The organism is Streptomyces corallincola (genome assembly GCF_019104725.1).
Taxonomy (GTDB): Bacteria; Actinomycetota; Actinomycetes; order Streptomycetales; family Streptomycetaceae; genus Streptomyces; species Streptomyces corallincola.
In genome coordinates, this window is the sequence record NZ_JAHRXF010000026.1 from 53,961 (window position 1) to 76,075 (window position 22,115).

The 22,115-nt window shown below is 73.8% G+C and carries 18 protein-coding genes; 10 read left to right on the plus strand and 8 right to left on the minus strand.

Features of this window, described 5'->3' with window-relative positions; translation table 11 throughout:
- The first annotated feature begins 51 nt into the window (after positions 1-51).
- Entirely contained in the window at positions 52-1,035 is a 984-nt protein-coding gene (locus tag KUM39_RS17745; RefSeq protein WP_217786657.1) for a DMT family transporter, read from the plus strand.
- 139 nt (positions 1,036-1,174) lie between these two features.
- Here the strand turns inward: KUM39_RS17745 and KUM39_RS17750 are convergent, their stop codons facing one another.
- The 4 genes from KUM39_RS17750 to KUM39_RS17765 all read right to left on the minus strand — a co-directional run bounded on the left by KUM39_RS17750 (position 1,175) and on the right by KUM39_RS17765 (position 5,819).
- Positions 1,175-1,828, minus strand: coding sequence for a class F sortase (locus KUM39_RS17750; RefSeq protein ID WP_217786658.1), 654 nt, complete (start codon positions 1,826-1,828; stop codon positions 1,175-1,177).
- Positions 1,815-2,465: a hypothetical protein gene (locus KUM39_RS17755; protein WP_217786659.1), complete on the minus strand. Its 651-nt coding sequence runs from the start codon at positions 2,463-2,465 to the stop codon at positions 1,815-1,817. The genes KUM39_RS17750 and KUM39_RS17755 overlap by 14 nt, the downstream gene beginning before the upstream one ends.
- A gap of 272 nt (positions 2,466-2,737) precedes the next feature.
- Entirely contained in the window at positions 2,738-4,993 is a 2,256-nt protein-coding gene (locus KUM39_RS17760; RefSeq protein ID WP_217786660.1) for a molybdopterin oxidoreductase family protein, read from the minus strand.
- A gap of 208 nt (positions 4,994-5,201) precedes the next feature.
- Positions 5,202-5,819: a TetR/AcrR family transcriptional regulator gene (locus KUM39_RS17765; protein WP_217786661.1), complete on the minus strand. Its 618-nt coding sequence runs from the start codon at positions 5,817-5,819 to the stop codon at positions 5,202-5,204.
- Positions 5,820-5,994: 175 nt separating this feature from the next.
- Between KUM39_RS17765 and hmgA the strand changes: the two genes are divergently transcribed.
- The 3 genes from hmgA (at position 5,995) to KUM39_RS17780 (ending at position 9,325) form a co-directional block, all read left to right on the plus strand.
- Positions 5,995-7,308: a homogentisate 1,2-dioxygenase gene (gene hmgA / locus KUM39_RS17770; RefSeq protein ID WP_217786662.1), complete on the plus strand. Its 1,314-nt coding sequence runs from the start codon at positions 5,995-5,997 to the stop codon at positions 7,306-7,308.
- 77 nt (positions 7,309-7,385) lie between these two features.
- The gene (locus KUM39_RS17775) at positions 7,386-8,135 is read left to right on the plus strand and encodes a GntR family transcriptional regulator (RefSeq protein ID WP_217786663.1); all 750 of its coding nucleotides are present in this window, start codon (positions 7,386-7,388) and stop codon (positions 8,133-8,135) included.
- A 26-nt stretch (positions 8,136-8,161) separates the two neighbouring features.
- A complete protein-coding gene (locus KUM39_RS17780) occupies positions 8,162-9,325 on the plus strand; it encodes a type ISP restriction/modification enzyme (protein WP_217786664.1) in 1,164 nt (387 codons plus the stop codon).
- A gap of 171 nt (positions 9,326-9,496) precedes the next feature.
- On the opposite strand, the gene KUM39_RS17785 is transcribed toward KUM39_RS17780, so the two are convergent.
- Both KUM39_RS17785 and KUM39_RS17790 read right to left on the minus strand, forming a co-directional pair.
- Complete coding sequence (locus tag KUM39_RS17785; protein WP_217786665.1) at positions 9,497-9,766, minus strand: hypothetical protein; 270 nt, start codon at positions 9,764-9,766, stop codon at positions 9,497-9,499.
- A gap of 127 nt (positions 9,767-9,893) precedes the next feature.
- Positions 9,894-10,538: an anti-sigma factor gene (locus KUM39_RS17790; protein WP_217786666.1), complete on the minus strand. Its 645-nt coding sequence runs from the start codon at positions 10,536-10,538 to the stop codon at positions 9,894-9,896.
- Positions 10,539-10,872: 334 nt separating this feature from the next.
- Here KUM39_RS17790 and KUM39_RS17795 point away from each other — a divergent pair, with 334 nt between their 5' ends.
- The gene (locus KUM39_RS17795) at positions 10,873-12,513 is read left to right on the plus strand and encodes a serine/threonine-protein kinase (RefSeq protein ID WP_308288165.1); all 1,641 of its coding nucleotides are present in this window, start codon (positions 10,873-10,875) and stop codon (positions 12,511-12,513) included.
- 158 nt (positions 12,514-12,671) lie between these two features.
- Here KUM39_RS17795 and KUM39_RS17800 read toward each other — a convergent pair whose 3' ends face one another.
- Positions 12,672-13,475, minus strand: coding sequence for an SGNH/GDSL hydrolase family protein (locus KUM39_RS17800; RefSeq protein WP_217786668.1), 804 nt, complete (start codon positions 13,473-13,475; stop codon positions 12,672-12,674).
- A gap of 336 nt (positions 13,476-13,811) precedes the next feature.
- Here KUM39_RS17800 and KUM39_RS17805 point away from each other — a divergent pair, with 336 nt between their 5' ends.
- The 5 genes from KUM39_RS17805 to KUM39_RS17825 all read left to right on the plus strand — a co-directional run bounded on the left by KUM39_RS17805 (position 13,812) and on the right by KUM39_RS17825 (position 20,981).
- Positions 13,812-14,261 (plus strand): hypothetical protein, encoded by a 450-nt coding sequence (locus KUM39_RS17805; RefSeq protein WP_246620316.1) that lies wholly within the window; start codon positions 13,812-13,814, stop codon positions 14,259-14,261.
- A 377-nt stretch (positions 14,262-14,638) separates the two neighbouring features.
- Positions 14,639-15,460 carry a glycosyltransferase family 2 protein gene (locus tag KUM39_RS17810; protein WP_372455772.1) on the plus strand — a complete coding sequence of 274 codons (822 nt, stop codon included), beginning with the start codon at positions 14,639-14,641 and terminating at the stop codon, positions 15,458-15,460.
- Positions 15,457-16,527: a glycosyltransferase family 2 protein gene (locus tag KUM39_RS17815; protein WP_217786669.1), complete on the plus strand. Its 1,071-nt coding sequence runs from the start codon at positions 15,457-15,459 to the stop codon at positions 16,525-16,527. The genes KUM39_RS17810 and KUM39_RS17815 overlap by 4 nt, the downstream gene beginning before the upstream one ends.
- The gene (locus KUM39_RS17820) at positions 16,520-17,320 is read left to right on the plus strand and encodes a polysaccharide deacetylase family protein (RefSeq protein WP_217786670.1); all 801 of its coding nucleotides are present in this window, start codon (positions 16,520-16,522) and stop codon (positions 17,318-17,320) included. The genes KUM39_RS17815 and KUM39_RS17820 overlap by 8 nt, the downstream gene beginning before the upstream one ends.
- The gene (locus KUM39_RS17825) at positions 17,313-20,981 is read left to right on the plus strand and encodes a lipopolysaccharide biosynthesis protein (protein ID WP_217786671.1); all 3,669 of its coding nucleotides are present in this window, start codon (positions 17,313-17,315) and stop codon (positions 20,979-20,981) included. The genes KUM39_RS17820 and KUM39_RS17825 overlap by 8 nt, the downstream gene beginning before the upstream one ends.
- 42 nt (positions 20,982-21,023) lie before the next feature.
- Here the strand turns inward: KUM39_RS17825 and KUM39_RS17830 are convergent.
- A partial coding sequence (locus tag KUM39_RS17830; protein WP_217786672.1) for a xylan 1,4-beta-xylosidase occupies positions 21,024-22,115 on the minus strand: 1,092 nt, incomplete at its 5' end.

Here is a 22,115-nt window from a genome sequence, read left to right on the forward strand (position 1 = left end):
GGTCGGGGATCCGCCCGCCGCGCCGCCCGCCCGGTTCCTATGCTCGGGATCATGACGCACACCACCACACCCCGGCGGGCCCTGCCCGTCGCCGCGGCCGTCGTCACCGTCGTGCTGTGGGCGTCCGCGTTCGTGGCGATCCGCAGCGCCGGTGACTCCTACTCACCGGGCGCGCTGGCGCTCGGGCGGCTGCTGTCGGGCGCCGCGGTGCTGGGCGCGATCTGCGCCGTACGACGGGAGGGGTGGCCGCCGAGGGAGGCGTGGCGCGGGATTCTGCTGTCCGGGGTGCTGTGGTTCGGCTTCTACATGGTGGTCCTGAACTGGGGCGAGCGTCAGGTGGACGCGGGCACCGCCGCCCTGGTGGTGAACGTCGGCCCGCTGCTGATCGCGCTGCTCGGCGCGCGGCTGCTGGGCGATCCGATGCCGCCGAGGCTGCTCGCGGGCATGGCGGTGTCGTTCGCGGGTGCGGTGACGGTGGGCCTGTCGATGTCGGCCGGGGGCGGCGGGTCGTCGCTGCTCGGGGTGGTGCTGTGCCTGCTGGCCGCCGTGGCGTACGCGGGCGGGGTCGTCGCGCAGAAGCCCGCGCTGGGCGCGGCGAGCGCGCTCCAGGTGACGGCGTTCGGGTGCCTGGTCGGCGCGGTGGGGTGTCTGCCGTTCGCGGGGCAGTTGCTGCACGAGGTGTCCCGCGCCCCGCTCGCCGCCACCCTGGACATGGTCTATCTGGGCGTCTTCCCGACCGCCCTCGCCTTCACCACCTGGGCCTACGCCCTCGCCCGCACCACCGCGAGCCGTATGGGCGCGACCACGTACGCGGTGCCCGCGCTGGTGGTGCTGATGTCGTGGCTGGTGCTGGGCGAGGTGCCGGGGATGCTCACCCTGGCGGGTGGGGTGCTGTGCCTGGCGGGCGTGGCGGTGTCCCGCTCGCGCCCGGCACGGCCCGCGCCACGGGCGGCGGGCCGTGAGGACGCGCGGGAGCCGGGGACGGGAGGGGCGGCGGAGGGGACCCCGGAGCCCCGGTCGGAGAGCGGGGTCTGACGGCTCCGGACCCGGGCCCGCCGGTCGGGGCGCCCGTACGCGGCCTGCGGGCGGCCGGGCCGGGGATGGGCGCCGACCGCCCGCCGGGCGTGCTGCCGGGCGGGACCGCTCCGCCGGGCGGACTGCCCTGCCGCAGGCGCTACTTGGTCGCAGTCAGGTGTGCGAAGACCACGACGTTGCTGGTGTAGCCGGTGCGCTTGGTGAACAGGCCGCCGCAGGTGAGGACGCGGAGTTCGGGGCGGCTGGCCGGACCGTAGACCTCCTTGTCGGGGAAGCCCGCCTTGTCGAAGACCTTGACCCGGTCCACGGTGTAGACGGCGGTGCGTCCGTCGGCGCGCTGCGCCTGGACGAGTTTGCCGGGCTTGACCTGGGCGAGCGCGGCAAAGACGGCGGGCCCGGTGGTGGTGTCCCGGTGGCCGACCGCGACGGCGGTGCCGATCTCGCCGGGGGTGGCCCCTCCCTCGTACCAGCCGACCTCCTTCGGCCGGTCCAGCGGCGGGGTCGTCAACTGCCGGTCCTTGTCCAGCCGTAGACCGATGACCGGGGCGTCGATCCCGAGCGAGGGGATGCGCAGGGACGTCGGCCGGGACCGGGGCAGCGGGCGCGGCGGGGGTCCGGAGCCCCGGCCGTCGGCGTGGGCGGCGGCGCCCGCCGCCTCGGTGCCGGTGCCCCCGTCGCCCCCGCCGCACCGGACCACCGTCGTCACCAGGACGGCCGTGAGGGCGGCCGTCCTGGCGAGCCGGAAGGCACGGGTCCGGTGCCACGGCCTGCGTCGGCGCCTACGCGGCGCCATTGGGCCGCCGGCGGACGAGCCGCAGGTACACCGCGCCGCTCACCGCGACCAGGCCGACGGCCGCTGCCGCCGCCACCGGGGAGAACGCGCCGCTCGGGTCGATGAGGCCGCCGCCGCCCGCGTGGACACCGCCCTTGGGGCCGTCGCCCTTGCCGCTCTCGCTCCAGGCGCCGTCGTTCTGGTGGTCCTCGATCTGGCCCGGTCCCTGCGCGCCCGGCTTCTGGTCGCGGCAGTCCACGTGGAACACCTTCTCCTTGGCGGCGCCCGCGACCACCCACGTGATCTTGTACTGCCCGTCCGCCAGGCCCAGCGGGTCGGTGTGCCCGGCGCCGCCCGCGAGCTGGATGGTGCCCGCGACGGTGGCGGCCGTGGGCAGCGGGGGCTGCGGGCTGATGGTGTACGCGATCGAGGGGAGGACGTCGAAGTTGGCCGCGTCCAGGTAGAACTTGCAGACCGTGGGGTCGTCCTTGGAGACGCCGAACGGGACACCCTCGCGGTGGATGCGGATGTCGCCGTTCTCACCGGCCGCCAGGGCCGGGGGCGCCGCCACCCACGAGGCGCCCGCCGCGGCGAGGGCGGTGAGGACGACGGTGGCTCCCGCGCGGGAGAAGGTACGTGGAAGCGTGTGGGTGGGCATGCAAGCTCCTCCGAGTTAGACGATTTTCATACAAACCGACCTTTCGTTGGGACTGTCACGCATGCACGCCCCGCCCGACGGCATCGACACCGGACGTGTCGCCGGATATCGCTCGGGCGGAGCAAGGGAGGGGCGTGCCGGGGGCTGACGAGGGGCGGCGGGGAGGGCGTAACGGGGGTGTGACGGGGGGTCAGCGGGCTTGCGCGGCGCGTCTTCCGGCGGGCGGGCACGGTCCGGCGGCACCCGTGCGGCGACCCCCCGGGGGCGCGGGATCAGCTCCCCGGGGCCGCCGCCACCGGCGTGTCGAGCGGGTCCACGGCCACCGGGACGCCGTTCAGCACCGCGTTGCCGGAGAGCGGGTCGAGGAGACTGCCGTCCAGGAGCTGGTTGACGTTGACGCCGGGCGCGGTGGCGGCGTGGCGCTGGCGGGTGCCGGGGCGGTCGTGGCCCCAGCCGTGCGGCAGGCTGACCACGCCGGGCCGTACGTCCTCGGTGATCTCGGCCGGGGCGACGACCTCTCCCCCGGCGCCCGTGACCCGCACGTCGGCGCCGTCGCGCACGCCCAGGTGCCGGGCGTCGTCGGGGTGGATGTGCAGGGTGCAGCGGTTGCTGCCGCCGGTGAGGGCCGGGACGTTGTGCATCCAGCTGTTGTTGGACCGCAGATGACGACGGCCGACCAGGACCAGCCCGGCGGGCCGCTCGCGCAACGCGGCGCCGAGCCGGGGCAGGTCGTCCGCGATCGGGCCGGGCAGCAGCTCGATCCGCCCGCTGGGCGTGCGCAGCGGCTGCGGCAGCCGGGAGGCGAGCGGGCCGAGGTCGATGCCGTGCGGGTGGTCCATCAGCCGGGCCAGGGTCAGGCCGCCCGGCCGGGCACCGAACCCGTCGCCGTACGGGCCGAGCCGGAGCATCAGGTCGAGCCGTCGCTCGGGCCCGTCCACGCCGGTGAGCCGGGCCGCGAGCGCACGTGAATCCCCGCCGTGCACCGGCGAGTCGGGGTCCTCGACGGCGCGGTCCAGGGTCTGGCCGATCACCGTCGCGTCCACGACCGCCGGGTCGGCGCCGTGCCGTCCGGTGAGGGCGAGGATCAACCGGGCGTGGATCTCGGTCTCGGCCATCAGCCCGTCCTCCAGCGGGACGGCGGGGCGGGTGTAGCGGACCTGGTTGCGTACGGCGAGCGTGTTGAACGCGAAGTCGTGGTGCGGGCTCTGCGCGGGCGGGGGCGGAGGGAGGACGACGTGGGCGTGGCGCGAGGTCTCGTTGAGGTACGGGTCCACGGCGACCATGAAGTCCAGCCCGGCGAGGGCCTTGTCGAGGCGGCGGCCGTCCGGCGCGGAGAGCACCGGGTTGGCGGCGACCACGAGGAGCGCGCGGACCGGCTCGCCCCCGGGGGTGGGGGTGTCGATCTCCTCGGCGAGCGCGGACAGCGGCAACTCGCCCTTGGCCTCGGGGAGTCGGCGCACCCGCGAGTGCCAGCGGCCGAGCGCGAACCCGCGTCCGGGACCGGCCGGGCGGAGCCGGTCGGTGGCGGCCAGCGGGAACAGCGCGCCACCGGGCCGGTCGAGGTTGCCGGTGAGGACGTTCAGCACGTCCACCAGCCAACTGGCGAGCGTGCCGTGCGGGACCGTGCAGCTGCCGATGCGGGCGTAGACGGCGGCGGTCGGGGCGGCGGCGAGTTCACGGGCCAGGGTGCGGATGAGGGGCGCGTCGAGATCGCACGCGGGCGCCACCGTCTCGGGGGTGAACTCGGCCAGCGCGGACCGGAGTTCGGGCAACCGCTCGACGTGCGGGGCGAGTCGGCCGAGGTCGGCCAGGCCCTCCTCGAAGAGGGTCGTGGCCATCGCCGCGAGCAACAGGGCATCCGTACCGGGGCGGATGGCGAGGTGCCGGTCGGCGAGCCGCGCGGTGCGGGTGCGGCGCGGGTCCACCACGGTGAGCCGTCCGCCGCGCGCCCGCAGCGCCTTCAGGCGGCCGGGGAAGTCGGGGGCGGTGCACAGACTCCCGTTGGACTCAAGGGGGTTGGCGCCGATGAGCAGCAGATGGTCGGTGTGGTCCAGGTCGGGCACGGGGATGGCGTTCGCGTCCCCGAAGAGGAGCCCGCTGGAGACGTGTTTGGGCATCTGGTCCACCGTGGACGCGGTGAACAGGCTGCGGGTGCGCAGGGCGCCGAGCAGCACCGGCGGGTACAGCCCGCCCGCCATCGTGTGCACGTTGGGATTGCCGAGGACCACCCCGAGCGCGTCCGCCCCGTACCGCTCCACCACCGGGCGCGTCCCGGCGGCCACCGCGTCGAACGCCTCGCTCCAACTCGCCTCGCGCAGCTCACCGTTGACGCGGACGAGAGGTGCGCGCAGCCGGTCGGGGTCACTGTCCACGGCCCCGAACGACGCGCCCTTGGGGCAGATGAACCCCTTGCTGAACACGTCCTCCCGGTCCCCGCGCGCCCCGGTGACCCTGCCCCCCTCGACGGTGAGCGTCAGCCCGCAGGTGGCCTCGCACAGGGGGCATATACGCAGTGCGCTACGGGTCACGGGTCCTCCCGGATCGTTCGGTGAACGGTACGACGACTCCGCCCCGGCGGCGACGGGCCGACCTGCCGCGAGCATACCGACCGGTTGGCATGGCCGGGAGTCCCCCGGAGGCCTGGGGTACGACGGCGGACGTGCGCGGAGCGGACGGGGTCGGCCGGGCGCGAGGAGGCAGCCGCGCCGGACCGGGTGCCGGGCGGCGCGGGGTGGGTCAGCCCAGGGTCGTCCCCAGGTACGCCCGGAGCAGGGCGCGGGTCTCCGCGATGATCGCCGGATCTCCCTCGGGGCTTGTACGGAAGGCGAGTTGGACGAGGGTGTCGGCGGTTTCGACGGCGATCAGGAGGGTGCGGCGGAGGGTGTCGTCGGGGGTGCGGCCGAGGACGCCGGAGAGGAGGGCGGCCAGGCGGTCCGCGACGCGGGTGTTGGGTTCGGACCGGCGGGAGCCGACGGGCATCTGGTTGCCGAAGTCCACCAGGGAGAAGCCGGGCGCGCTCCGCTTCATGGCCAGGTACTCGTCCAGGACGGCGTCCATGACGGGCCGCCAGTCACCGCGCTGCGCGCCCCCGAGCCGCTCAGCGACGCGCTCGGTGTAGCGCTCCAGGTTGCGTTGCGCGAGGGCGTCGGCCATCTGGCGTTTGTTGCCGAAGAAGCGGTAGACGGAGCCGATGGGAACACCGGCGCGCAGGGCCACCTCGCTGGTGGTCAGCCCTTCGTAGCCGACCTCGTCCAGGAGGACGGCACAGGCGTCGAGGATCCGGGTCAGCCGTTCGGCGCTGCGCCGCTGGACCGGCGCGCGACGGAGCGAAGTCGCGTCAGGCACGGTTTTCATGATGCCTCTCCACCGAGTCCGGGGTCACCTCACCCCTCGGGGTACGCGGCGGCCCCCCTCCCGTACTCATCCGGGCCGCGGGCCGGAACGGCGCGGCGGACGCGGAGCCCTCTTGCGTCCGGCCTCCCGCATTCCTACGGTGATGCACAGGATTCAGGAGCGCAAGGGAGCGATCATGAGCGGGGACGCGCGGAAGACCGCCGAAGCACTGTCCTACCTCTCGGGGTTCGGCAACGAGCACACCTCGGAGGCGGTGCCGGGCGCCCTCCCCGTGGGCCGCAACGCGCCGCAGCGCGCGCCGCTCGGGCTGTACGCGGAGCAGCTCAGCGGCAGCGCGTTCACCGAGCCCCGCGCGCACAACCGGCGCTCGTGGCTGTACCGCGTCCACCCCTCGGCCGCCCACCCCGCCTTCGTCCGCACGGACAACGGCGCCCTGCGCACCGCGCCCTTCACGGAGTCGGTCCCGGACCCCAACCGGCTGCGCTGGAACCCGCTGCCCGAGCCGCCGTCCGGCACGGACTTCCTGGCGGGGCTGTGGACCCTGGGCGGCAACGGCGACGCGACGCGGCGCACCGGCATGGCCGTGCACCTCTACCACGCGAACGCCTCGATGGACCGGGTCTTCTCCGACGCGGACGGCGAGCTGCTGATCGTCCCCGAGCGCGGCGGGCTGCTGCTGCACACCGAGTTCGGCCGCCTCCATGTGGAGCCCGCACATGTGGCGCTGATCCCCCGTGGTGTCCGCTTCCGTGTGGAGCTGCTGGACGAGTCCGCCCGAGGTTATGTGTGCGAGAACTACGGTGCCCCGTTCCGGCTCCCGGACCTCGGCCCGATCGGCGCCAACGGCCTGGCCAACCCGCGTGACTTCCTGGCCCCGGTCGCCGCGTACGAGGACGTCACCGGTCCGGTGGAGGTGGTGAGCAAGTTCTGCGGCAACCTCTGGACGGCCACGTACGACCACTCCCCGCTCGACGTGGTCGGCTGGCACGGCAACCATGTGCCGTACGTCTACGATCTGCGCCGGTTCAACGTGATCGGCAGCATCTCCTACGACCACCCGGACCCGTCGATCTTCACGGTGCTGACCTCGCCGACGGACACTCCGGGGCTCGCCGGGGTGGACTTCGTGGTGTTCGCACCGCGCTGGCTGGTGGGCGAGGACACGTTCCGGCCGCCGTACTTCCACCGGAACGTGATGAGCGAGTACATGGGTCTGGTCGAGGGCGCGTACGACGCGAAGGCGGAGGGGTTCGTGCCGGGCGGCGGCTCGCTGCACAACATGATGTCCGCGCACGGCCCCGACCGGGAGACGTTCGACCGGGCGAGCGGTGCCGAGCTGAAGCCGCAGAAGGTGGACAACGGGCTGGCGTTCATGTTCGAGACGCGCTGGCCGCTCACCCTCACCCCGCAGGCGGCGGGCGCCGACCATCTCCAGCGCCGCTACGACGACGTGTGGCAGGGCCTGGAACGCCACTTCCGCACCCCCTGACCCGCCTCCCTCGCCCGGCACCGCTCCCCCGCCCGCCCCATTGCCCCGGCGCCCCGCCACCGGATACGGATGACCCCGTGACCTCCTTCGCCCCGGACTCGATCGTCCTGAACCGCAAGCTGCCGCTGTGGTACCAGGTGTCGCAGTCGCTGCGCGCCTCGATACTCGGCCGCTCGCCCCACGACCCGCTGCGCCTGCCCACCGAGGAGCGGCTGGCCGGGCACTACGGGGTGAGCGTGCTGACGATGCGGCAGGCGCTGAAGGAACTGGAGGACGAGGGGCTGATCAGCAGGCACCGGCGCCGGGGCACGTTCATCGAGCCCGGTGCCCGGCGCGGGTCCCCGGTGCGGCTGCTCGGCTCGGTGGACGCGATCGTCGCCCAGCAGTCCGGCATGACGACGGAGCTGCTGGAGCACGGGCAGGTCCCGGTCTCCGGTGAACTCAGCGATTTTTTCCCGGACTTGGCGGAGGTGGCGGCGTACCACCGGCTGCGCGGGGACGAGCGCACCGGGGAGCCGACGAACCACGCGCGCAACCACGTACGGCCCGAACTGGCCGCGCTCTTCGACCCGTTGGAGCTGACCCGGCACCCGATGACGAAGGTGCTGCGGGACGTGGCGGGGGTGGACATCGGCCGGATCACGGACACCGTGGAGGCGCGGCTCGCGGACCCGGAGACCGCACGGCTGCTGCGCGTACCGCTGCTCAGCCCGATTCTGCGCTACACCGGTGTGACGTACGGCGTGGACGGCCGCGTGCTGGACGTGGCGGTCATCCACTACCGGGGCGACCGGTTCTCCTTCTCGGTGACCCTGGAGGCGACCTGAGCCGCGGCCCGGGGTCACGCCGTACGATGCCCAGCGTGACGCACGACGACGCTCCGCCGCTGGCGGACCTCATGCCGTGGTCCGTCGCACCGCCGCGGCCCGGCCGCGCCTGGCCGACGGGACCCGACCCGGCTGCCCTGCGGGCCCGTTGGGACGCCCTGCTGGCCCGTGAGGGCGCCGCGCGGGAGGCCCTGTTCGGGCCGAGCCGCGCCCGCACCCTGCGCTCCGCCGTGCCCCAGCTGCCCGGCCGGGCGGCCGGGACGGAGCGGCTGGCGCACGCGGCGGGCCCGTGCGCGGAGCCGGTACGGGTGCTGGCCGCGCCGTTCGACGAGCAGTGGCTGATCCCGGACCACCGGCTGCTGGACGCGGCCCGCCCGGAGCTGTGGCGGGTGGCGGACGCGCGTCAGGTGTTCACCGTGGAGACCGGCGCGGACGCGGCCGGGGGCCCGCCGCTGCTGGCGACGACGCTGTTCCCGCTGGCCCGCACCGGCCGGGTCCGCCCGCTGTTCCGGCGCCCCGGCGGCGCCGAACCCAACCTGGCGCCGGGCCTGTTGGACGTGCTCGCGGACCGTCTGGGGGTCCGTCCGGCACCGCTGGACGTGCTCGCGTGGATCGTGGCGGCCGTCCGCCCCGGACTGTCCGTGCCGCTGCCCGCCGACGCGGGCCTGTGGTCGCGCGGGGTCGCGTCGGGGCACCGCGCGCTGTGGCTGATGCGCCGGGACGGCGAGCGCCCCCGGCTGCCGGGCGGTCGGCGCCCCTACGTGCGCGCCCCGCTCCCGGCCCGCCCGGAGACCATCGGCTACGACCCGGAGGAGGAGGCACTCCATCTGGACGAGGGACGCGTCTCCCCCGTCCCGGCCGCCGCGTGGGCCTACGAGGTGGGCGGGGCAAGGGTGTTGGAGGCGTGGTTCGCCGCGCGGACGGCACCGGCCGAGCCGGGCACGCTGGCCGCGATCCGCCCGGCCCACTGGCCGCAGAGCTGGACGTCCGAACTGCTGGAACTGATCACGGTGTTGACGCTGCTGACCGAACTGGAGCCATTGGGGCCCGAGTTGGCGGAGGCGCCGCGGATCACGGCCGCCGAACTGCGCGCGGCCGGTGTGCTGCCGGTACCGGACGCGGCACGGCGTCCGGCCTCGGTGCTGGACCATCTCGAAGAGGGACCGGACGGCCAGTTCGCGCTGCTGTGAGCCGGAGCCCGCGCCGCGAGCCTGGCGGACGGGGGCTGCCTCGCGGGGTGGTCCGGTGAGCGCCGGTGCGGTCCGTCGCACTGCCCGGCGGGGACGGGGCAGGGACGGACGGCACACCGGCTCAAGGGGAACGCGGGTCTCGGGGACCCGGAGGGGCCTGGCGGGTGAGCGCTAGTGTCCGCCGAAGAGGGACCGGCTCAGACGCCGCAGCGGCGCGAAGAGGGAGACGCGGCTGACCCGCCTGCCCCGGTCGCTGCGCTGGTGCGGGGTGTCGCGTGCGGTCAGTTCGCGCATCAGCGAGGTGGCCTCGACCGTCTCCCGCTGCGGTATGGCGGGACCCGCCAGCACCGACAGATGGCGGTCGAGCCGCGAGCTGGTCGCGCTGCTGCCGCAGGTGATCGCAGGAATCCTCGCCCTGCTGCGCACTGTTATCTGCTCCATGTCACTCCCCACCCGTACGAGTCCACCCGGCCCTGGGCAGGGTAACCCTACCGTCCCCGCGGGGCACTCGTGTATCTCGGCCACAGGATTCACCTTCCCCACAAGGGTGTTGATCATCCCTCTTTGATTACTCTCCGAATCCAACCGATTTCAGGGTGAGTTGGACAATCGCCTGGCTGGTGGGCTGCGCTGAACCGCCGTCAGGTTCGACGGTCACTGCGAGTGATGTGGCGGCCCGGTCGATACCGCCCGCGACCAAGGGCGTGTCGCCGCTCAGGAGGCCCAGGGAGCGCGGCCGGGCGTGCGGATGGGTGAGCCAGAGCTGATGGGTGAGGCCGCCGGACAGGGTGCCGTATCCGCTGAGGGTGACGACGGCCCGGCCCCGCGCCGCGGACGCCACGACCCCGATGCCACGTCCGCGCGCATCGGTCCGGGACGCCGCGCGGGCGTCCGGAGCCGCGAGAACGTGGGCGATCTCACGCGCCCGCGCCTCCGCGCCGTCCAGCCGCCCCCGGGTGTCCCGCTGCTGCACGGCGAAGAGCGCGGCCACGACCAGCGCGGCGGCCGCGGTCACCGTGGCGAAGGGCATCAGCAGCGCCCACCGCGGCTCGGCGCCTCCGGCGGCCCGGTCCGGCCCCCGCCCCAGCCGCACGTCGTCGGCGCAGCGCGGACAGCCGCCCAAGTGCCGTCCACGGCGCCGCCGTTCACGGAGTTCGAGGGCATCCGGCGCGTGCACCGTGTCGCGGCCGAGGATGCGGTCCAGCACACTCATACGGCACCTCCGAAACAGAGATACGCACCCGCACCCCAAAAACGCGGGCGAGAGATCAAAAACATTCAGGAGCCCCACCCAAGGGGCGCGGGGAACTGCGCGACCAGCCACAGTGGGCGGCGCCAATGAAGCGAACTCCCAGCCGAACTCCAAAGGGGCGCGGGGAACTGCGCGACCAGCCACAGCGGACCCGCACCCAAAAGCGCAAAGCGCCGCAGGCACCCGCGGGGAACCGCGCGACCAGCCACGACGAACCGCGAGTTGTCAGCAGCACCTGCCGCCCGAACACACCTCCGCTAACTTGAAGCAGACCGCACAGAAGTCAGGGGGACCCGTGCCAGAACAAGACCCGCACCACCCCGCGGACAACAGGGTGATCGCAGACCGCTACCGCCTTCTCACCCCCCTCGGAGAGGGCGGCATGGGCACGGTGTGGCGCGCGAGAGACGAGGTCCTGCACCGTGAGGTGGCGGTCAAGGAGGTCCGCGCCCCGGCGGGCCTCTCCACCCAGGACCTGCGGAGGATGTACGCCCGCCTGGAACGCGAAGCCTGGGCGGCGGCCAGAATCAGCGACCGCAACGTCGTCACGGTCTACGACGTCGCCACCGACGACGGCCGCCCGTGGATCGTGATGGAGCTGGTGCGCGGGATGTCCCTCGCGGACCGCCTGGACGCGGAAGGCCCCCTCCCCCCGGAGACCGCCGCGCACATCGGCGCGGAAGTCCTGGGCGCCCTGCGCGCGGCGCACGACGTGGGCGTGCTGCACCGGGACGTGAAACCGGCGAACGTCCTGCTGGGCAACGACGGCCGGGTGGTGCTGACGGACTTCGGGATCGCGGCGGTGGAGGGCACCTCGGCGATCACGATGACCGGCGAGGTGATCGGCTCCCCCGAATTCCTGCCCCCGGAGCGCGCGTTGGGCCGTACGCCGGGCCCGGAGTCGGACCTGTGGTCGCTGGGCGTGCTGCTGTACGCGGCGGTGGAGGGCGCCTCCCCGTTCCGCCGGGACACCGCGCTGAACACGCTGCGCGCGGTGGTGGACGAGGAGTTGCCGGTGCCGGAGCGGGCGGGTCCGCTGGCCCCGGTGATCGAGGGGCTGTTGCGCAAGGACCCGGCCGAACGCACCCCGGCGGAGACGGCGGAGCGCGAGCTGCGGATCGTGGCGGCGGGCGGCACCGCGCCCCGCACCACCCGGACGACCCCTCTGTCCACGGCCCCGGCGGTCGCCGCGCCCCACGACGCCGACCGCGACCCCGGCCGTACACCCCCGTTGCCCCTGCCCGTGTCGCGGCCGACGCGGTACCCGGACCCGGCGACCACCACGACCACCCCGGAGCGCGCGGGCCGGGCGCGCGCCGTCCTGGCGGCCGGGGTCGCGGTACTGGTCCTCGCGGTGGCGGGCCTGGCGTACGCGCTGCTCCACGACAGGGGCGGGGACGACAGCGGCAAGGAGGCGAAGGGCGGGGCGTCCCCCACCGGGACGGCCACGGGGCAGGACCGCTCCCCCACGCCGAGCGCCACCACACCCACCACGACGGCCCCCTCGCACACCGGCTCCCCCAGCAGCGAGGCCGCGCAGACCGTCCGGGTCTCCCTTTCGGGGAGCCGCACCCGGTACGAGGGCACCTGTCCGCCCCCGTCGTCGCAGGCACCGGCGTTCACGGCGACGTTCACGGTGGGGCGTACGCCCGCGCAGGTCACGTACCGATGGGTGACCGGGCACGGCTCGCTGGTGGACGACGACTGGCACACCGTGTCGTTCGGGGCGGACGACGGCCGGAGCAGGCGGGAGCGCCTGTCGCTGACCGCCCCGGCGGAGGGCGGCCCGTACCGGGACACGATCAGGGTCGAGGTGCGCTCGCCGGTGCGGACCACGTCGAACGCGGTGGAGTTCTCGCTGTCCTGCACCCCGGCCGGGACCCCGACCGAGTCGGAGTCGGCGTCGCCCTCGGAGTCGGCCTCCGCCACGCCCTGACGGCCCGCCACCCCCACCCGGAGCGACCCCCGAGCACCCCCCGGAACGCACCCGGAATTCACCCGCAGGGGTGGGAGGTCCGCCACCCCGGAGATTGACAGGGCCGGTCCCGGACGCGAAGTCCGGGACCGGCCCGTGGAGCAGTGGGAACAGCGGGGTCAGGAGAGGCTGTTCAGCACCGGCAGGTAGCCGCCGGAGTGACCGGCCGCCGTCGGGTGGTACGACTCGCCGATGTTCAGCCAGTTGACGCTGTGCAGCCAGGAGTCGCTGGAGCAGATCTGGTGGCCGGAGAACGTGTTGCGGACGTCGCCGAAGGCGTAGCCGTACGCGGCGGCACGCCCCTGGATCGTGGTGTCCATGTAGTCGGAGGCGTCGTTGATCGCGGTCCGCTTGGCCTCGGAGAGACCGAGGCAGCTCTGCCCGAGCAGGTAGAAGCGCGGGTAGCCGATGACGACCACACGGGCGTTCGGGGCCTTGGAGCGGATGGCGCCGTAGACGGCGTTCAGCTTGCCGGGAAGCGTCGAACCGACGTACGCGCGGGCCGTGTTGATCTTCGAGATGCAGGTGCTGTCGGAGGAGGTCACACAGGTGGTCATGACGTCGGCGAAGCCGGCGTCGTTGCCGCCGATGGTGATGGAGACCAGTGACGTGGAGGAGTTGAGCGTGCCGAGCTGGTTGGCGAGCACGGTGTCCGTCGTCGCGCCGGAGCAGGCGAGGAAGGAGAACGAGGCCGGGCTGTGGGCGGCGTTCCACAGATACGGGTACGCCTTGGTGCTGCGGTCGCAGTCACCGCTCGAGCTGATGTAGCTCCCGGCCCCCACGCCGGACGAGTAGGAGTCGCCGAGCGCCACATAGCCGCCGGTGGCGGTGGTGGACGCCTGCGCCGCCGCGGCCCCGGTGAAGGCCAGAGCGGTGGCGGCGACGAGCGAGGACAGGTACGCCATCAAGCGTGAACGTCTCATGGGGTCTCCCTCTAGCAGGATCTCTGCGGGAACGTTCCTATCGGCTACGCGCGTTGACCGGAAGTGTTCATGCCAAGAATTTCGGCACGCGGCGATATCTCGACAAAGGCATTGCCGGATGTTCACCGTCCGGGATATTGCCCGCACGTGAGACACGTGTAAGCGGCCCGTCCGCCGCTTTGGGAGCGCTCCCGGAAGCCCTGCCCCACACGCCACTTCACCCCCGTACGGCACATCTCCCGTGCGGAATGGGCGTCTTGACGGCCGTTGTGCGGCTGCGCCACATTGAAGCCCGGCATCCGGCGTGCTGGGGGGGCGAAGTCGCCAATGTGGACCTTGAGGGCGTCGAGGATCGAGCCACCTTCGCCGGACGGCCCGCGGGAGGCCGGTGACGGAACCGGCAAGAACCTGAAACCGCTGCTCACGGGGGTCGCCACCGCCGTCGCGGCGGTCGGCGCGCTGCTCGCGTTCGCCGGTGGTGCCTCACCGCTGCGTGGTCCGTGCACGCTGTTCTTCCTGCTCGCGGCGCCGGGCGCGGCGATCTGGACGGCGCTGCGCGGGCTGGAACCGTTCGGCCGGACCCTGGCCGCTCTTGCGGGCGCGGTCGTGGTGAACATGCTGGTGGCGCAGGGGATGCTCGCGGTGCACCGCTGGTCGGTGCGCGGCGGGCTGATCGCGGTGACCGTACTCAGCCTGGCGCTTCTCCTGCTGGTGCTCGCCCGCGACCGCCGCCGGCCGGGACGGACACCGCGTTCGGCGGGGAAACCGGCCGGGGCTGTGCCATGACCGGACCAACAAAAGTGTGAAGAACAGCGCCAGAATCAGATCTTCTGCTTCAATCGTCGAGTTCGTCATCAACTCACCCGTAACGGAACACCGGCCAACGGTTCAGGGGAGGGCTCGGAGCCGCGGTGTTCCGGTGCGGGGCGCGGTAGGGGGGTGCCGCGTCCGGTGCCCGGCGAGGGTGTCCGGACCGGGCCGCGCGACCGGCCGCCGTCACCGGACGGAACCCGTCTCCGGACGGGAGCCGGGAAGTTCTGCCGACACGTCGGCGCGCACGGTGGCCGCATCACCGTGCCGACGGCGAGAACCCCCCTTTCGAACCGGCCCAAGAGCCGGACCGCCCACGGACGGGCGGTCCGACCGGACGAGAGGGACACACCGTGAGTTCCGTGCTGCCCACACCGCTTCACAGCCAGAGCACCGCACCGGCTCCCCGCTATCTGCCGATCTCCAGCCACCTCGCGATCACCGCGCCGGTCAGTGTGGTGATCCCCGCCATGAACGAGGCGGCGAACCTGCCCTATGTCTTCAAGACCCTGCCGGACTGGGTCCACGAGGTGGTCCTCGTGGACGGCAACTCGACCGACGACACCGTGGAGGTGGCCCGTTCGCTGCGGCCGGACGTGAGAGTGGTGGCGCAGCGCGGCCGGGGCAAGGGCGACGCGCTGATCGCCGGGTTCGAGGCGTGCACCGGCGACATCATCGTGATGGTGGACGCCGACGGCTCGGCGGACGGCGAGGAGATCGTGTCCTACGTCTCCGCGCTCGTCTCCGGCGCCGACTTCGCCAAGGGGTCCCGGTTCGCCAACGGCGGCGGCACCGACGACATGACGCTGATCCGGCGGCTGGGCAACCGGGCGCTGTGCGCGGTCGTCAACCGCAAGTTCGGCGCCCGCTACACCGATCTCTGCTACGGCTACAACGCGTTCTGGCGGCACTGCCTGGACAAGATCGACCTCGACTGCACCGGCTTCGAGGTGGAGACCCTGATGAACATCCGGGTGGTCACGGCGGGTCTGAAGGTGCAGGAGATCCCGAGCCACGAGTATCTCCGCATCCACGGGACCAGCAATCTGCGTGCGGTGCGGGACGGGCTGCGGGTGCTCCGCGTCATCCTGCGGGAGCGCTCCAACCGCCGTTCCCCGCGCGGCGTTTCGCGGCGCACCCCGCGAACCGCGGGGATGCGGGGAGAGGCGTCTTGAGCGGCGCGGACATCTCCGTCGTGATCTGCGCGTACACCGAGGACCGCTGGGGCGATGTGCTCGCCGCCGTCGCCTCGGTGCGCGCGCAGTCGTGTCCGGCGCGGGAGATCCTGCTGGTCGTGGACCACAACTCCGCGCTGCTGCAACGGCTTTCGCGGGAGTACGACACGTCGGCACCGGGTGCGCGGGAGGCCGTGCCGGTGCGGGTGCTCGCCAACGCCGGGCCGCGCGGGCTGTCCTCGGGGCGGAACACCGGGATCGCCGCCTCGCACGGCGGGGTGATCGCCTTCCTGGACGACGACGCGGTGGCCGAACGCGACTGGCTGGCCCGGTTCGCGGAGGCGTACGCCGATCCGCTGGTCCTCGCGGTCGGCGGGCGCACGGTGCCGGTGTGGGCGTCGGGGCGGCGGCCGGTCTGGTTCCCCGAGGAGTTCGACTGGGTGGTGGGCTGCGCCTACCGGGGGCTGCCGCCGGGCCGGGTCCGGGTGCGCAACGTGCTGGGCGGCAACGCCTCCTTCCGGCGCGCCGCGTTCGACGCGGCGGGCGGCTTCGCCACCGGCATCGGCCGGGACGGCGACCGCCGCCCGCTGGGCTGCGAGGAGACGGAACTGTGCATCCGCCTCGCCCGCGCCCGCCCCGACGCCGTCCTCCTGCTGGACGACCGCGCGGTGATCCACCACCGGGTGCCGCACACCCGTGAGCGTTTCGCCTACTTCCGCACCCGCACCTTCGCGGAGGGCCTGTCGAAGGCGCTGGTGGCGCGCAGTGTCGGCGCGGCGAAGGGACTGGAGTCCGAACGCCGTTACGCCACGCGGGTGTTGCCCGCCGGAGTCGTACGGGGGCTGCGGGACGCGCTGCTGGCCCGGCCGGGCGGCGCGGGCCGCGCGGGCGCCATCGTCGCCGGTCTGCTGAGCACGGCGGGCGGCTACGCGCTGGGCACGGTGCGCGCCCGGCTCGGCGGCACCTCGTTCACGGTCGGGCGGATCACACCGGCCGCCCGGACGACGGCCCGACTCCCCACTCCGGCAGCGGAGCCGGAGCGTGCCGGGGAGCCCGTCCATGACTGACACCGCCGTCCCCGTGCTGATGTACCACGCGGTGTCCGCGACCCCCGCCCCCGCCACCCGTGCCCTGTCCGTCTCCCCGGACGCCTTCGCCGAACAGGTGGCGAAAATAGCCGAGTTGGACATGACCCCGCTGACCACCGCCGAACTCGCCGCGCACTGGCGGGACGGCCGCCCGCTCCCCGACCGCCCGGTGCTGATCACCTTCGACGACGGCTACGAGGGCGTGCACCGGCACGCACTGCCCGTGCTGGCCGAACACGCCTTCCCCGCGACCCTGTTCGTCTCCACCGGCTGGCTGAAGGGCGCCCGCACCACCGGGGGCGCCCCCGACGCCATGCTCGACTGGGCACAGGTGCGCGAACTCGCGGGCGCCCGTGTGGAGATCGGCGGTCACAGCCACAGCCACCCGCAGCTCGACCAGCTGGACGACACCGCGCTCCACGCCGAGCTGGCCCGCAGTACGGAGATCATCGCGGCCGAACTCGGCGCGCCCCCGGTGTCGTTCGCGTACCCGTACGGCTACTCCAGCCGCCGGGTGCGCCGGGCGGTGCGGGCGGCCGGGTACGCGCAGGCGCTGGCCGTCGGCAACGCGCTGGCCCGGCGCCGTCAGGGGCCGTACGCGCTGCGCCGGGTGACCGTGCGCCGTGCCACGGGTGCCGGGGAGTTCGAGCGGCTGCTGCGGGGGCGGGCCGTCGGCGCGAACTTCGCGGCGGACCGCGCCCTCACCCAGGGGTACGCCCTGGTCCGCGGAGCCCGCCAGGTGCTCGGGAAGGCCGTCCGCACCCGTGACTGAGACCACTGCCACCACCGGGACGGCCACCGTTCCCGCGCCCGAGGCGGCCGTCCGGCCCGTACGGCGGCTGCGGCTGCCCGGCACCGGCGGGGCGCCCGGCGGCAGCCCGCTGTTCCGCAACGCGTACGCGCTGATGCTGAACACGGGCATCTCCGCCGTGCTCGGCCTCGGCTTCTGGCTGGCCGCCGCCCGCTACTACCCGGAGTCGGCGGTCGGCCGCGGCTCGGCCGCCATCGCCGCGATGAAGCTGCTCGCCGGGGTGACGGCGGTGACCCTGACCGGCACCCTGGCCCGGTTCATCCCGGTGTCCGGGGCCCGCACCGGACGGCTCATCCTCCGTACCTACGCGGCCGGTTCGCTGGTCGTCGCGGGCGCGGCCGGGGTGTTCCTGCTGACACTGGACGCGTGGGGGCCGTCGTACGCCTTCCTGCACGGGACGGCCGCCGGGATCGGGTTCACGCTGGCGGTGGTCGGCTGGAACGTGCTCACCCTCCAGGACGGGGTGCTGACCGGGCTGCGCAGCGCGCCCTGGGTGCCGGTGGGGAACACCGTCTTCTCGGCGGTGAAACTGGGGCTGCTGGTGGCGTTCGCGGTGGCGGTCCCGGCCACCGGGGTCTTCGTCTCCTGGGCCGCCGCGATCGCCACCTCGGTGCTGCCGCTGGGCTGGCTGGTCTTCCGGCGCCTGGTGCCCCGGCATGTGCGGGCCACGGCGGGGCAGGCGCGTCCGCCGACGCTGCGGGAGATCGGCCGGTTCCTCGCCGGTGACTGCACGGGGTCGCTGTTCTCGCTGGCCGTGGTCTATCTGGTGCCGGTGATCATCGCCGCGCAGGTCAGCTCCGAGGACAACGCGTACTTCTACATCACCACCACCATCGGCGGCACCACCAACCTGCTCGCCGTCAACATGGGCGCCTCGCTCACCGTGGAGGGCTCGCACGAACCGGCGCGGCTCGCCGCCGACACCCGGGCCGCGCTGCGCCGCATGGCCCGGATCATGCTGCCGGTCGCCACCGTGCTGTTCGTCGGCGCCCCCTGGATTCTCGGCGTGTTCGGCGCCGGTTACGCGGACGCGGCGGCCCCGCTGCTGCGCTGGTTCGCGGTCGGCGCGGTGCTGCGGGTCGTGATGGAGACGTATTTCGCGGTGCTGCGCGCGCAGAACCGCACCTCCGGACTCGCCTGGCTCCAGGGCCTGTTGTGCGTGCTGGTGCTCGGTCTGACCCTGCTGCTCCTGCCCCGTATGGGCCTGACCGGCGCGGGTGTCGCGGAGGTGTCCAGCCTCGCGGTGATCGTCGCCGTCGCCGCGCCGAAGCTCTGGCGCACCCTGCGCGCCGAACCCCCCGCCCCTCCCCCGGCCGACGCCACCGCCCCGGACGGCGACCTCGCGGACCTCGGGTCCCACGAGGTGGCGGTACCGGTACGCCGCCGGAGAGCACCGGCGTGGGCACGGGTGGAGGTCGCGGCGGCGGGGACTGCGGGGGCGCTGGATTCCGGCGGGAGTGTGCGGGCGCCGGGAGGCGCGGGTGCCGGTGTGCGCGCGGGTGCGGAGAGCGCACCGGCCGAGGCGCCCGGCGGGACGCGCGGCCCCGACACCGCGCCACCCCCATCGCCCCCTCGGGAACCGACCGCCCGCCGCACCACCCTCGCCCTGTCCGCCCTGCTCCTCGCCGCCCTGCTCCTCTACTGGCTCCCGGCCCTGCGCCTCACCGATGCCGACCTGGACCGGATGGGCGGCCTGGGACTGGTGTCCGTGCTGCCGGTGCCGACATGGGCGGGTGCGGCGCTGCTGGTGGTGGTGTTCGCCGCGCTGCTCCGGCGGCACCGCGAGCACCGGGCGCTGCTGCTGCTCACCCTGATGGCGACGGTGGTGTCCCTGCACGCGCTTCCGGCCGTACTGGAGAGCGAGCCCCGGTTCCCGACCGCGTGGCAGCACCTGGGGTTCATCGACTACATCGACCGCACCGGCTCGGCGGTGCCCGATCTGGACGCCCGCTGGAGCTGGCCGGGCTTCTTCGCGGTGGCCGCGTTCGTGGGCCGCGCGTGCGGGGTCACCGACTTCACGGAGGTCATCCGCTGGTGGCCGACCGTGATCCAACTCGTCTATCTGGCCCCGATGTTCCTGCTGGCCCGCGCGATGCGGGCGAGCTGGCGGGCCCGGTGGACGGGCGTGTGGCTGTTCGCGCTGTGCGGCTGGGTCGGCCAGGACTACTTCTCCCCGCAGGGGTTCACCTTTCTGCTCTATCTGGTCTTCGTGGCGGTGCTGTTGGTCTGGTTCCGTACCGAACGCCTCACACCGGGGCGGCTGTTGCCCGGTGAAGCGGTGCCGGAACCGGCTGACCGGCGTCAACGTGCCGTACTGCTGCTGCTGTTGATCGGGCTGTTCACGGCGAGTGTCCCGGCCCACCAGCTCACCCCGTTCATGATGCTGGGTGTCCTGGCGGTTCTGGTGCTGCTGCGCCGGTGCCGACTGCGCGGGCTGCCGCTGCTGTTCGGGGTGCTGGTCGCGGCCTGGGTGTGCTTCATGGCGGAGCCGTACTGGTCGGGCCACTTCGACGATCTGTTCGGCGGGATCGGCGGGGTCGGCGGCAACGTCTCCACGTCGGTCTCCGGCCGTATCCAGGGCGGCAGCCCGGTGCACAAACTGGTGCTCTACTCCAGGGTGTTGCTCGCCGGTTCGGTAATGGCGCTGGCCTGCTGGGGCTGGCTGCGCCGCCGCGGCGCCGGGTACCGCGAACGCGCCCTGCCCGTCCTGGCCTTCGTCCCGTTCCTGGGCTTCGGCATGCAGTCGTACGGCGGTGAGATGGCGCTGCGTGTCTTCATGTTCGCGGTGCCGGGCGCGGCCCTGCTGGGCGCGCTCGCCTTCTTCCCGCGCGTCCTCACGGACGGCGGGGGCGGCGCGGGCGGCGGCACCGATGCCCGTGCGGCTCAACGCCCGCCGCTGCTGGCCCCGTTGGCCGCGTTGCTCGCCGGGCTGCTGCTGATGGGCGGCTTCCTGGTGGCCCGGTGGGGCAACGAGACCTTCGAGCGGACCCGGAGCGGCGAGGTCGCCGCGATGGACTGGGTGTACGCCCACGACCGGCCGACGCTGCGGCTGCTGTGGCTGACCCAGGACCCGGTGAACGACGTGACGCCCGCGCTGCCGTGGGGTGCGCGGGACATGGAGCGGGTGGACTACGTACCGACGGCGGCACCCCTGGCCGCCGACCGGGTGACCGGGCTGGTGGAGGCGCTGAAGGACGCAGGTCCGCGGTCGTATCTCATGGTCAACGCGAGTCAGGTGACCTATCTGGAACTGGACGCGGGGTACCCGGCCGACTGGGCGCCCCGGCTGCTGCGGAGCCTGGACGCGCGGCCGGAGCTGCACCGGGTGCTGTCGGGCGACGGTGTCACGGTGTACGCGCTGCGCGCCCCGCCGCCCGGACCGGTGGCGCGTCCGGCGCCGGGTCCCATCGGGCCGCGGGTGACCTGGACCCCGTGGTCGGTGGCCGGTGCGCTCGCCGCCGTCCTGCTGGCCCTGCTGCTCGGGGCCCGCGAGCTGATCCGGGTCACCGCCCGGCCGGGCTCCCGTCAACCACGCTGGCTGCGCCGGGGGTTCCGCTGCTCACTGCCGCTGCTCGGGCTGTTCCTGGTGTCACTGGCGGAGCGGTTCTGGACGATGAGGTAGGCCCGGTCGAGTCGGCCCGGAGAAGCGGGGGTCGGGGACTGTTCAGCGATCGATCCACTTCACCTCGTAGGCGCGCAGGGCGACCCGGCCGCCGTCCACGTCGGCGGTCGCCGCGCGGTCCAGGGTGTTGACGACGAGGACGGTCCGCTCGCTCGCCAGCACCTGGACGCGGGCGGCGTCGGGCCCGGCCACCCGGACGGTGTCGTAGCGGGTGCCGGGGGCGAAGGCGCGGGCGAAGCGGGACAGCAGGCCGTACATGGGCAGCGGGCGGCCCCCGTCGGCAGTGTCGGTGGGGGTCCACAGGCAGCCGGGGCAGCCGGGGCCGGTCTCGCGTTCGGGGTTCCAGTAGAACGCGGAGCCGGTGCCGCCCCTGGCCAGCGCGATTATGCCGGTGGCCTGGACGGCGACGCGGTGCGGCTCGGACCAGCGGTCGCGTGCGTCGCCGGGTCCGGCGGGTTCGACGTAGAACTCGGCCCACCAGAGGGGCAGTCCGCGGGTGCGGGCGCGGACCCACTCGCTGACGGCGGTCAGTTTGGCGGTGGCCGCGAACTCGTCGGGGCGCGGGGCGGCGTCGTCGGGATAGCTGGAGCCGTCCACGACGACGAAGTCGGCGCCCTCCTGGTGCGCGTTCCAGTAGGTGAAGGCGTCCAGGACGCGCTGATCCATCGCCCCCCACGCGCCCCGGAGTTGGGCGGAGGCGTGGTGGTCGCCGGGGGTCACGCTGTTCATCGGCAGGTAGGGGCCGCCGACCATGATGCGCGGGTCCACCTTCTTCAGGGCCGCGCGGACGAGGTTGTACATCCGGGTGTAGCCCTCGGCGTCCCAGCGTTCCTCGGCGTCGTTCCAGAAGCCCTTGAACTCGTTCCAGACGACGAAGTGCCGTACGTCGGGGTAGCGGCGGGCGACGGTCGCGGCGAGCGCGGCGAAGTCGGCGTAGTGGGCGGGGTCGGGGGCGGTCTCCAGGGCGGCCTGGCTCCAGTCGGTGCGGCCGTCGGTGCCGCCGCCCTTCATCCAGTCCGGGGAGCAGCACAGGGTGATGACCGGGGTGCCGCCGGAGCGGCGGGGGGAAACCCCCCCCCCGGCCCGCGCGGCGGAGGCGGAAATCCCCCTCCCCCGGTCGGGGGTGTGGGGGCC